Below are 12,106 nucleotides of genomic sequence, written 5' to 3'. Positions count from 1 at the left end.
GTGCTGTTTTTTTTTTTCACCCCCCGGCGCGGGGGGGGGGGCGGCCGCCGGGGCGGCGGGCGGGGGGGGGGGGGGGGGCCCCCGCGCCCGCGGAGGGTGCGGGGACGCATGTGCGGGGTCCTCTCGTGTCGGGGGGTGGGTGACCTCAACGGGTCTGCTGGACGTGGAAGTTGAAGTTCCAGTGGCCGAGGGCGCCCCAGACCCGGATCCACAGCGGCAGCATCTGCTCGGTGCCGCGCGCCGCTTCGAGCGCGCCCAGGTCGAGCACGGACTCCGCGGGCCAGCCGAGCGAGCCGAGCAGGTCCGTGGTCTCCTTCCGCGCCGTCTCGTCGTCGCCGCAGACGAAGGCGGTGTGCGGGCCGGGGACGCGGGCCGGGTCCACCATGACCGAGCAGTTCATGGTGTTGAGCGCCTTGACGACCCGGGCGCGCGGGAAGGCGCGCTGGATCTGCTCGGCGAGGCTGTCGGTGTTGACCGGGTCGAGCGTGGGCGGCATGCCGGCGGAGAAGTCGAGCGGGTTGGCCACGTCGACGAGGAGCCTGCCGTCGAGCCCGGTGCCGTCCGGGCCCGCCGCGGCGGTCAGCGCGGCGAGGGAGGCGGAGCCGAGGGAGGCGTTGACCACCACGTCGGCGGGCGCGGCGGCCTCGGCGAACGGCGCGAGCCGGATCGCGGGGTGCTCCGCCGCCCAGTGGGCGTAGGGCGGGTTGCCGTAGCCGTCGGGCTCGGCGCGGTCGAGGGTCGCCCGCACGTCGCGGGTGCCGACGACGACCTCGTGCCCCAGGTCGTGGAAGGCGCCGGCGAGGGTGCGGCCGACGATTCCGGTGCCGATGACTGCGATGCGCACGGAGTGCCCTTCTTCCGGGGGTCGTTGGGGGTGGTGGTGGGTGGTGGGGACCCGGTGCGCCGGCCCGCGCCGCGCACCGGGCCGCCGCGTCAACGGTCCGCCGACGCCTTCTCCGGGGCTGACTGCCCGGCCGGGCCCGCGGCCGGGGCGTCGACGGCCGCGGGGGCCGTGGCCGCCGGGCGCAGCCCCAGCGCGCCGAGCACGAGGCCGAGCAGCGAGAAGCCGCCGGCGACGAGGAAGGCCCAGCGGTAGTGCCCGACGCCGCCGTCGGCGGTCGCGGTGAGCACGGCGGCCAGGACGGCGACACCGACGCCCGCGCCGATCTGGTACGAGGCGGTGATCAGGCCGGCGGCCACGCCCTGGCGCTCGTCGGCGACGCCGCTGACGCCCGCGATGTTGACCGTCGGGTAGACCAGGCCGTTGCCGATGCCGTGCAGGACGATGCCGGGCAGCAGCAGCCACGGGTAGCTCGCGGTGGTGCCGACGGCGAGGTAGAGCAGGACGCCCGCGCCCTGGACGAACATGCCGAGCACGAGGACCGTCCGCATGCCCCAGCGCTCGACGAGCGGCCCGGAGGCGAACTTGGCGACGGCGACGATCACGATGCCGAGCGGCAGGAACGCGAAGGCGGTCTCCAGCGCCCCGTAGCCCAGCGTCTCCTGGAGGTAGAGGGTGGCGATGAACTGCCAGCCGATGGTGGAGCCGGCCCAGACGACGCTGATCAGGTTGGCGCTGGTCAGGGTGGCGTTGCGGAAGATGGAGAGCGGCACCAGGGGCTCGCTGTGCCGGCTCTCGATGACGACGAAGAGGACGAGCAGCAGCACCGCGGCGCCGAGCGTCTCGAAGGTGGTGGCGTCGAGCCAGCCCCAGGTGGGCGCCTGGACCAGGCCGTAGACGAGCAGCATCACGCCGCCGGTGACGGTGAGCGCGCCGCCGAAGTCGAAGGGGCGCCGCTCGCGGCTGCCGCGCGCCGGGTCGGCCGGGACGAGCGCGGCGGCCGCGAGGACGGCGATCGCGATGACGCCGGGCACGAAGAACACCAGGCGCCAGTGGATCTCGGTGAGGACGCCGGAGAGGACCAGGCCGAAGCTGTAGCCGCCGGCGCCGGTCATGGCGAACACGCCGAGGGCGCGGTTGCGTTCGCTGCCCTCGCGGAACGTGGTGGTGATGATCGACATGGCGGCCGGGGCGGTGAAGCCCGCCGCGATGCCCTTGAGGACGCGGGTGGCGACGATCAGCGTCTCGTCGGTGAAGACACCGCCGAGGAGGCTCGCGACGACGAAGACGGCGGTGGCGACGACGAAGGTCCGGCGGCGGCCCCACAGGTCCGCGGCGCGGCCGCCGAGCAGCAGGAAGCCTCCGTACCCGACGGTGTAGCCGGAGACCAGCCACTGCAGGGCGCCGTCGGACAGGCCGAGCGCGGTCTTGATGCTCGGCAGCGACACGCCGAGCAGGGAGATGTCGAGCGCGTCGAGGAAGACGGCCGCGCACAGGACGAGCAGCGCGAGCTGCTTCCTGCGGGCGGGGAGGCCGGCGGCCTCTGTCGGGGGAAGTGCGGTCATGGGGACGGGTCTCCTCGCTCTTCCGACGCCCTTCCGGGCGCGGAGGGCGCGGAAGGGCGTCGCGTGCGGAACACGGAAGCGGAACATGGACCCTTCGAGACAACTGAAGTTCTTTCAGGTTGTCAAGTCGCTTGTCATGTTGCAGCCTCGCTCCACCCGCGCGATCCGCGCGTTCCGGCCACAGTCAAGCCACTCTCGCTCAACCCCCACCCGCTGAGCGGTCATTTGAATTGACTCCCTACTTGACAAGAGTTGACCGGGTCAGTTGACTTGCTGTCGTCGCTTGCACGACATCCGGCAGAGAGGAGACGGGGGATGCAGCACGAGGAGGGGGGAACGGTCGGGATCATCCTGGCCGGAGGCAGAGGCGAACGAGCCAAGCCGATCACTCTCGAGTCCGCCGACTACATCCGCAGCAAGGCCCTCATCCCGTTCGCGGGCCGGCGGCTGATCGAGTGGGTGGTCGACGCCTGCCGGGAACAGGGCATCCGGCGGTTCTACGTCGTCGCCCAGGGCCTGGAGAACCGCAACCAGATCAAGCTCCTGCTCGGCCACGGCGAACGCCACGGCGTCGAGATCCACTACTCCCGGGCGCGCTTCGACCGGTACAACGTCGGCTCGGGCGCGGCCACCCTGCACAACCTGGAGCAGTGGGACCTCGGCGGTCAGGCGCTCGTCCTGCCGGTCGACTCCGTCTTCGACTTCTCCCTGGAGGAGATGTCGGCCCGGCACCGCGAGCGCGGTGCGCTGGTGACGGTCGCCTCCGTGGGCCGGACCCTGGCCGACGTCGCCGACAAGTACGGCGTGATGACCACCGGCGGCGACGGCGAGGTCACCGGCTTCGTCGAGAAGCCCGGGCTCGCCGAGGCCCGAGGCCTCTTCCCCGAGGCCGCGCGCACCGGGGGCCTGGTGGAGACCAACGCGGGCATGTACCTGGTCGACTGCGGCCGGCTGCGGCTCGCCGCCCGGGACCCCGAGCTCATGCGGATGTCCCAGCGGCGCCTCGACTGGGGCCGGGACCTGCTGCCCTGGCTGGTCGAGCAGGGCCACCCGGTGGCCGCCCACCGCATCGGCCGGCTCGGCGACCTCGGCAACGTACAGGACTATCTGCGCACCCTCGCCGAGGTGCTGGACGGCGACTACGCGCAGATGAACCGGCTCATGGCGGAGCCGCGGTCCACCACCCCGCGGTACTGGATCCACGAGTCGAGCCTGCAGACCAAGGACTCCTCCAGCGGCACCACCCTCGCCCAGAAGATCGAGGACGGCACCGTCACCATCGGCGACGGGGTGCGGATCGGCCGGCACGTGGAGATAGGGGTCGGCGTCCACCTGGAGTACACCGACATCGGCGACGGCGTGGACCTCCACGAAGGGGCCCACCTGTCCCGGACCGTCTGCGGCGACGCCGCCGTCGTCGGTCCGTACGCCCGGATCAGCGACGCCTACCTCGGCCCCATGGTCGAGATCCACTCCGAGCGCGAGCGCCCCGTGCGCCTCGACGACTACTCCGCGATCGGCGACGGCACCCACCTGTGGGCGGGCGCCCGGCTCTCCGGGGTCAGCGTGTACCCGCGGCTGCGGGTGCCGGCGCTCAGCGGGCTGCCCGCGGGCACCTGTCTGACCAGCTCCGACGACATCCTGCGCTGGGTCTGAACCGTCCCGGTGCCCGCCCCCACCACCACCGGGCCGACCGGCGCCCCCTCGCCCCACACCGTCCGGCCGGACGCCCCGGTCCGCATCGACCTGGAGGAACCATGGACAGCCCCATCACCGTGATCGGCGGCACCGGCAGCGTCGGCCGCCTCGTGGTCCAGCGCCTGCTGGACCGCGGGGAGACCGTGCGGGCGGTCGGCCGCAACGGCCAGCGCGCCCGCCGCAACCTGCCCGACGGCGCCGTCTTCCACACCGGCGACGTCCGCGACGCCGCCTCCCTCGCCGAGCCGCTGGCCGGCTGCTCGGCGATCGTCTACAGCGTCGAGCCCGGCACCGCCAACAGCGGCCCGGAGAGCCCCAAGTCCACCATGTACCAGGGCATCCGCAACGCCCTGGCCGCCGCCACCGCCCACGGCGAGCGGCCGCACTTCGTGCTGGTCAGCCAGATCTACGTGACCCGCCACGACCACCCGATCAACGCCTGGGGCCGGATGCTCGACTGGCGGCTGGCCGGCGAGGACGAGCTGCGCGACTCCGGGCTGCCGTACACCGTGGTCCGGCCCGGCTGGCTCACCGGCAGCCGCCCCAAGGGGCAGCGGATCCGGCTGGAGCAGGGCGACCGGGGCGAGGGCAGCGTGGCCCGCGCCGACGTCGCCGAGGCCGTCGTCCAGGCGCTGTACCAGCCGGCCGCCACCGGACTCACCTTCGAGATCTTCAACGAGGCCGGCCCCGAGACCGCCGACTGGGCGGAGCTCTTCGACGGCCTCGACCGGGCCCCCGTGGCCCAGCGCTCCTGACCCCGTTACGGGCGGCGGCACCCCCCGGCCGCCGCCCCGCCCCCGCAAGCGGACGCACGACGACCGCCCCACGATGGGACTCTTCATGACCTCGATCCGCACCGACGACAGAGCTGCCGCCCCCGCCGGCGTGTCTGCCGGACGCCCCCAGCCACTGGGCGCCACACCGGACGCGGACGGCGTGAACTTCTCCGTCTTCTCCGAACTCGCCACCAGCGTCCAGCTGTTGCTCTTCGACCGCTGTGACGACCCGCGGCCCAGCCGGGTCGTCGACCTCGTCCCCGAGCGCCACCGCAGCTTCCACTTCTGGCACTGCCACGTCGCCGGGGTCGGCCCCGGGCAGGTCTACGCGTACCGGATGGACGGACCGCGCAACACCCGGGACTCCGGGGCCCGGTTCAACCCCCGCAAGGTGCTCCTCGACCCGTACGCCCGGGCCAACGTCAACAGCCTCTGGGACCGGGTGCACGCGATCGGCCCCGAGGACAACTGTGCCCACGCGATGCGCAGCATGGTCGTCGACCTCTCCGGCTACGACTGGGAGGGCGACGAGCCGCTGCGCACCCCGATGGCCGAGACCGTCATCTACGAGGCGCACGTGCGGGGCATGACCGCCTCGCCGACCGCCGGCGTGGACAGCCCCGGCACCTTCGCGGGCCTGATCGAGAAGATCCCGTACCTCCAGGAACTCGGCATCACCGCCATCGAGTTGCTGCCGGTCTTCGACTTCGACGAGCGGCAGGTGCTGCGGATCGGCCCGGACGGCAGCCGGCTGCACAACTACTGGGGCTACGACCCCTTCGGCTTCTTCGCCCCGCACACCGGCTACTGCTCGGCGCCCCATCTGAACACCCACATCACCGAGTTCCGCGAGATGGTGAAGGCGATGCACCGGGCCGGCATCGAGGTCATCCTCGACGTGGTCTTCAACCACACCTCGGAGGGCAACGAGCACGGGCCGACGATCAGCTTCCGCGGCCAGGGCAACGAGACCTACTACCACCTGTGGCCCGAGGACCGGCGCCACTACATGGACTTCACCGGCTGCGGCAACGCCGTCAACGCCAACCACCCGGCGGTCGCCAAGTTCATCATCGAGTGCCTGGAGTACTGGGTCACCGAGCACCACGTCGACGGCTTCCGCTTCGACCTGGCCTCCGAACTGACCCGGGGCGCCGAGGGATACGAGATGGACGTCCCGCCGGTGCTGTGGGGGATCGAGCTGTCCCGGGTGCTCTCCGAGACGAAGATCATCGCGGAGCCGTGGGACGGCGGCGGCCTCTACCAGGTCGGCCGGTTCCCCGGGAAGCGCTGGTCGCAGTGGAACGGCCCCTTCCGTGACGACGTCCGGCGCTTCGTCCGCGGCGACGGCGGCATGGTCGGCGCGGTCGCCTCCCGGATCGGCGGCTCGCACGACCTCTTCGGCCACCGCGGCGAACTGCCCACCAACAGCGTCAACTTCATCACCTGCCACGACGGCTTCACCCTCAACGACCTGGTGAGCCACAACCACAAGCACAACTACGCCAACGGCGAGGCCGGCGCCGACGGCGCCCACGAGAACTTCAGCTGGAACTGCGGCGTGGAGGGCGCCAGCGACGACCCCGAGGTCGAGCGGCTGCGGGTGCGCCAGATCAAGAACCTGGCGGCCGTGCTGCTGCTCAGCCGGGGCGTGCCGATGCTGCTGGCCGGCGACGAGTTCCGCAACGGCCAGGACGGCAACAACAACGCGTACTGCCAGGACAATCCGCTCTCCTGGCTGGACTGGGACCAGGCCGCCAAGGAGACCGACGTCCGGCGCTTCTTCACCGAGATGATCGGCTTCCGCCGCCGCCACCCGGCTCTGCGCGCGCCGCGCTTCTTCTCCGACCGGGTCACCGAACGCGGGGTGCCCGAGGTCACCTGGCACGGCACCGAACTGGAGCAGCCCGGCTGGGAGGACGGCGAGGCCCGGGTCCTCGCCTTCACCCTCGGCGGCTTCGGCGACGACCCGGACCTCCACGTGATCCTCAACATGTACCACCTGGGGCTCGACTTCCGACTGCCCGACCTGCCCGGCCGCCGCTGGGCGCGGGCCGTCGACACCTCACGGGCCACCCCCGAGGACATCCTCCCCGCCGGGACCGAGGAGCCCCTCGACGGCCCCGTCCACCACGCCCACGGTCGCAGCGTCGTCGTACTCGTGTCGCTGCCCGACGAAAGAGGCACCCGATGAGCACCCCCGTCCAGCGCACCGTCTCCGACACGGTCGCCGGCTACGTCACCTCCTACGCGCCGACCGACCACCGCTTCCGGCTGCGCATGTCCGACGACCGCGAACTGACCGTGCACCTCGCGGAGAACGTGAACTCGCAGGTCGTCCGCAACCTCGGCGACCCGTACCGGGACACCACCGCGACCACCCGGGACATGCTCGCCGAGGGCCGGTTCGTCTTCGCGTACGGCATCTTCTACCGCGAGGGCTCCGAGGAGTACTTCGAGGCCAAGCTGCTGACCTTCCCCGAGGAGAGCCGCGGCGAGTACGTCTTCGAGCACCCCAGCTGGTGGGTGCGGCAGGCGCGCGAGATCGCCGACTTCTATCTGCGCGGCCAGTTCCCCGAAGGGGACTACGACTGGCGGAGGTTCCGCACCCAGCTCACGCTGAGCGGCACCCACCTGCCGGACTTCGCCGGCCGGGACGTGCGCCAGGAGACCGACACCATCTCGCGGCTCGTGTACGGGCTCGCCACCGCGTTCCTGCTGACCGGCGAGGACCGCTTCCTCCAGGCGGCCGAGTCCGGCACCGAGTACCTGCGCGAGCACATGCGGGTGGTCGACGACCGGGACGGCGTCGCCTACTGGTACCACGGCATCGACATCACCCCGACCGGGCAGCGCAAGGTCTTCGCCTCCGAGTTCGGCGACGACTACGACGCCATCCCGATGTACGAGCAGATCTACGCGCTGGCCGGCCCCACCCAGACGTACCGGATCACCGGCGACCCGCGGATCCTCGCCGACGTGGACCGCACCGTCACCCTCTTCCGCCGGTACTTCCAGGACGAGCGGGAGGGCGGCTTCTTCTCGCACCTCGACCCGGTGACGCTCGACCCCGGCTCCGACGCGCTGGGCGGCAACCGCTCCCGCAAGAACTGGAACTCGGTCGGCGACCACGCCCCCGCGTACCTGATCAACGCCTATCTGGCGACCGGCCGGGAGGACTTCGCCCAGCTCCTGGAGGAGACCGCCGACACCATCGTGGCCCGGTTCCCGGGCGGCGAGCGGAGCCCCTTCGTGCAGGAACGTTTCCACGCCGACTGGTCCGCCGACCGGGACTGGGGCTGGCAGCAGGACCGGGCCGTCGTCGGCCACAACCTGAAGATCGCCTGGAACCTCACCCGGATCAACAGCCTGCGCGCCAAGGACGCCTACACCGCCACCGCCGACGAGATCGCCCGCACCATGCCCGCGGTCGGCAGCGACCAGCAGCGCGGCGGCTGGTACGACGTCGTCGAGCGGACCGCCGACCCCGTCACCGGCCGCCACCGCTTCGTCTGGCACGACCGCAAGGCGTGGTGGCAGCAGGAGCAGGCCATCCTCGCCTACCTGATCATGGCCGGCACCACCGGCGACCCCGACCACCGCCGGCTCGCCCGCGAGGCCGCCGCCTTCTACAACGCCTTCTTCCTCGACTACGACGACGGCGGCGTCTACTTCAACGTGCAGGCCGACGGCATCCCGTACCTGCTCGGCACCGAACGGCTCAAGGGCAGCCACGCCATGGCCGGCTACCACGCCCTGGAGCTCTGCTACCTCTCCGCCGTCTACACCGGCCTCCTCCTCACCGAGGAACCGCTCACCCTGCACTTCCGCCCGCAGCCCGACGCGCTGCCCGACCGGCTCCTGCGCGTGGCCCCCGACCTGCTGCCCGAGGGCAGCGTCACCCTCGCCCAGGTGTGGATCGACGACGAGCCGCACCACGACTTCGACGCCAAGGAGCTCACCGTCCGGCTGCCCCGCAGCGAGCGGCCGCTGAAGGTGCGGGTCGAGATCGCCCCCGCCCACATGAAGCTCCACGCGTCGAGCGAGTTCGACGGCCGGGTCGCCCGCATCGAGTTCCGCGGCGCCATCGACCACGGCGAGCTCGGGAAGTTCCGCCGCACCGTAGCCGAGGTGCTCGCCGCCGACCCCGAGCGGGTCGAGCTGCACCTGTGCGAGGTGACCGAGATGTGCCGGCCGGCCATCAACGAACTCCTCTTCCAGCGCGCCAAGATGGGGCTGGAGTCCGACTTCGTCATCGTCGGCTGCGCGCTGCCCCAGGTCACCGCGGACCTGCTCGCCACCGACGCCTTCGTCCTCGCCGGCGAAGAGGCCGGCGCACACGACTGACACCGCCTTCCGAAGGAGAACTCCACCATGGACAGCAGCCGCACCCACCAGGTGGTGCAGGACTGGTTCGACGCGATCGGCCGCGGCGACTTCGAGACCGTCCTCGCCACCCTCGCCGACGACATCGACTTCCAGCTCCCCGCCGACCGGTACAACGCCGTCATCCCCTACCTCGGCCACCACGTCGGCCGGGCCGCCGTCGCCGCCGCCTTCGCGCTCCGCGCCGAGACCACCGACGTCCTCGACTACGGCGTCCGCGACCTGCGCGCCGAGGGCGACACCGCCTTCGCCGTCGTGTACACCCGGGCCGCCCACACCCGCACCCGCCAGGAGTTCGAGATCGAGGACTCCCACCGGCTGGTCGTCGGAGAGGACGGGCAGATCACCCACTGGAAGGTGTACTTCGACCCCAACGGGGAGATCGCCGCCTTCACCGCCGACCGCGACGAGCGGCTGCTCGCCGCCGTCCTCGCCGGCGACCCCGACGGCGTCGCCGAGACCCTCGCCGAGGGCGCCGGGCCCGGCCGCCGCGACCCCGCGACCGGCCTCACCCCGCTGATGATCGCCGCGGGCCGCGGCGACGAGACCGTGGTCCGGCTGCTGCTCGACGCCGGGGCCGACCCGCTCGCCGTCGACTCCCGGGCCGGGGCGACCGCCCTGCACAAGGCCGTCCAGGGCGGCAGCCTCCCGGTCGTCCGGACGCTCGTCGAGGCCGGCGCCTTCGTCGACGCCGTCGCCCCCACCACCGGGCACACCGCCCTGATGGACGCCCTCTGGTACAAGTACCCCGACCTCGTCGGCTACCTCCTCGACCAGGGCGCCGGGCTCGAACTGCGCACCCACTACGGCTTCTCGCTCCAGGAGCACTTCGACTACGAGCTGAACGTCAACACCCGCGGCAAGGACCTGCTGCTCGCCGCCGAGAAGCTGCTCACCGGCCGCCGCGAGAGCGACGCCGCCGCCATCGCGGCGCAGCGCCTGATGGCCGCCGTCACCGAGGGCGACACCGCCGGCGTCAAGGAACTCCTCGACGCCGGCGCCCCGGTCGACGAGGTCTTCCCGCACGTCGGCGGCTTCAACGACGGCCACACCCCGCTGCACGTCGCCGCCCGCGACGGGCACGCCGACATCGTGCCGCTGCTGCTCGACGCGGGCGCCGCCGTCGACGCGGTCGAGCCCTGCTTCGGCGCCGTACCGCTCCACAAGGCGGTCTACAACGGCCACGCCGGCATCACCGCCGAACTGGTCCGCCGCCCCGGCGTCGACCTCGACTTCCGGGGCGCCACCAACGGCTACACCCCGCTCCACGACGCCCTGTGGCACGGCTACGAGGAGTGCGCCCGCATCCTCCTCGACGCCGGCGCCCGCACCGACCTCACCGGCCACGACGGCAAGCTGCCCGCCGACATCGCCGCCGACGTCCTCGGCGCCGGCCACCCCCTCACCGCCGAGCTCCGCGCCGCCGCCGGCGCCTGAGCCGCACGGCCCCCCGCACCGCACCAACTCCGCACACCACACCAACTCCGCCCCGGACCAAGGGAGTCAGCATGCTGTTCTACGTCCAGATGAAGTGGAACCACGAGGGCCGCATCACCCTCGACGAGCTCTGGGAGATCGAGCAGGAGGAGGCCGAGCACGCGGCCGAGACCGTCGACTCCGGCTTCTGCGTCGGCATCTGGAAGGTCGCCGCCCAGAAGCGCGTCATCGCCATCATCGACTCGCCCGACGCCGAGGAGCTCGACCGCACCGCGCTGGGCCGGCTGCCCATGCGGGAGTACCTGGAGTTCGAGGAGGTCTGGCCGCTGCGCGACTACCTCGGCTTCGCCGAGGACGTCAAGAAGCGCTACCAGGTCTGACCCCTCCCGCACCGGAGGGGCACCCGAAGTCACCGGAAGGACACACCACGCCATGACCAAGCACATCCTCATCGTGCTCTCCGAGTACGGCTACTGGGGCGAGGAACTCGTCGGCCCGCTGGAGACCTTCGAGAAGGCCGGCTACCGCGTCACCTTCGCGACGCCCACCGGCAAGCGAGCCCAGGCCCTGCCGCCGTCCATGGACCCGCACTACGTCGACCCGCCGCTCGGCCGCTCCGTCACCTCGCCCGAGATGGCCGCCAAGGTCCGCGCCCTGGACTCCTCCGACCGGCTCGACGACCCGCTCGACCTGTCGGCCTGGCTGCCGGACCGCCCGTACCGCAGCCGCCCCGAGTGGCTGCGCGAGTGGGAACGGTACAACTCCCGCCTGGAGCAGGTCCGCGAGGAGGTCTCCGACACCTACGACGCCCTCCTGATTGTCGGCGGCTCCGGCCCGATCGTCGACCTCGCCAACAACTGGCGCGTCCACGACCTGATCCTCGCCTTCCACCGCCTCGACCTGCCGATCGCGGCCGAGTGCTACGGCGTCGCCGCCCTCGCCTTCGCCCGCGACCAGGAGGACCGCGCCTCGATCATCCGGAACAAGCACGTCACCGGACACTGCATCGAGTACGACTACAAGGACGGCACCGGCTTCATGGGCACCGACTTCGTGATCGGCCCCCCGCCGTACCCGCTGGAGTACATCCTGCGCGACGCCACCGCCCCCGACGGCGCCTACATCGGCAACTTCGGCAAGGAGACCTCGGTCGTCGTCGACTACCCGTTCATCACGGGCCGGTCGACCCCCGACTCCTACCTGACCGGCCAGAAGGTCGTCGAGGTACTGGAGCAGGGGCTGCGCCGGTGGGGCTTCACGACCTCCTGACCCGACCCAGGGGCACCCCCCCGAACGCCCCCGCGGGCGGGCCCGGGCCCGGGGGGGGCGGGGGGGGGGGCCGCCCCCCCCCGCCACGGGGGGGGAGCGCCGCCCCACCCCCCCCCGGGGCGCCGGGCGCGACC

9 protein-coding genes are annotated in these 12,106 nt (G+C 72.2%); 7 read left to right on the top strand and 2 right to left on the bottom strand.

What is annotated here, in order from left to right; genetic code table 11:
• Positions 1-145: 145 nt before the first annotated feature.
• Together ACFW1I_RS10660 and ACFW1I_RS10655 are read right to left on the bottom strand one after the other, a co-directional pair.
• The gene (locus ACFW1I_RS10660) at positions 146-844 is read right to left on the bottom strand and encodes an NADPH-dependent F420 reductase (RefSeq protein ID WP_384668508.1); all 699 of its coding nucleotides are present in this window, start codon (positions 842-844) and stop codon (positions 146-148) included.
• 89 nt (positions 845-933) lie between these two features.
• Complete coding sequence (locus tag ACFW1I_RS10655) at positions 934-2,406, bottom strand: MFS transporter (RefSeq protein ID WP_384668505.1); 1,473 nt, start codon at positions 2,404-2,406, stop codon at positions 934-936.
• A 315-nt stretch (positions 2,407-2,721) separates the two neighbouring features.
• Between ACFW1I_RS10655 and ACFW1I_RS10650 the strand changes: the two genes are divergently transcribed.
• The 7 genes from ACFW1I_RS10650 (at position 2,722) to ACFW1I_RS10620 (ending at position 11,972) form a co-directional block, all read left to right on the top strand.
• Positions 2,722-4,062: a sugar phosphate nucleotidyltransferase gene (locus ACFW1I_RS10650; protein ID WP_384668502.1), complete on the top strand. Its 1,341-nt coding sequence runs from the start codon at positions 2,722-2,724 to the stop codon at positions 4,060-4,062.
• A gap of 101 nt (positions 4,063-4,163) precedes the next feature.
• Positions 4,164-4,859 carry an SDR family oxidoreductase gene (locus ACFW1I_RS10645; RefSeq protein ID WP_384668500.1) on the top strand — a complete coding sequence of 232 codons (696 nt, stop codon included), beginning with the start codon at positions 4,164-4,166 and terminating at the stop codon, positions 4,857-4,859.
• Positions 4,860-4,944: 85 nt separating this feature from the next.
• A complete protein-coding gene (gene glgX / locus ACFW1I_RS10640) occupies positions 4,945-7,074 on the top strand; it encodes a glycogen debranching protein GlgX (RefSeq protein ID WP_384668498.1) in 2,130 nt (709 codons plus the stop codon).
• A complete protein-coding gene (locus tag ACFW1I_RS10635) occupies positions 7,071-9,227 on the top strand; it encodes an AGE family epimerase/isomerase (RefSeq protein ID WP_384668495.1) in 2,157 nt (718 codons plus the stop codon). The genes glgX and ACFW1I_RS10635 overlap by 4 nt, the downstream gene beginning before the upstream one ends.
• A 27-nt stretch (positions 9,228-9,254) precedes the next feature.
• On the top strand, positions 9,255-10,703 hold the full coding sequence (locus ACFW1I_RS10630) for an ankyrin repeat domain-containing protein (RefSeq protein WP_384668493.1): 1,449 nt from the start codon (positions 9,255-9,257) through the stop codon (positions 10,701-10,703).
• Between the two features lie 71 nt (positions 10,704-10,774).
• Complete coding sequence (locus ACFW1I_RS10625) at positions 10,775-11,083, top strand: muconolactone Delta-isomerase family protein (RefSeq protein WP_384668490.1); 309 nt, start codon at positions 10,775-10,777, stop codon at positions 11,081-11,083.
• Between the two features lie 52 nt (positions 11,084-11,135).
• On the top strand, positions 11,136-11,972 hold the full coding sequence (locus tag ACFW1I_RS10620) for a type 1 glutamine amidotransferase domain-containing protein (protein WP_384668487.1): 837 nt from the start codon (positions 11,136-11,138) through the stop codon (positions 11,970-11,972).
• The last annotated feature ends 134 nt before the right edge of the window (positions 11,973-12,106 follow it).

Origin of the sequence: Streptomyces sp. NPDC058955, from assembly GCF_042741435.1 — a bacterium.
GTDB lineage: Bacteria > Actinomycetota > Actinomycetes > Streptomycetales > Streptomycetaceae > Streptomyces.
This window is presented reverse-complemented; position numbering and strand designations above follow the sequence as displayed.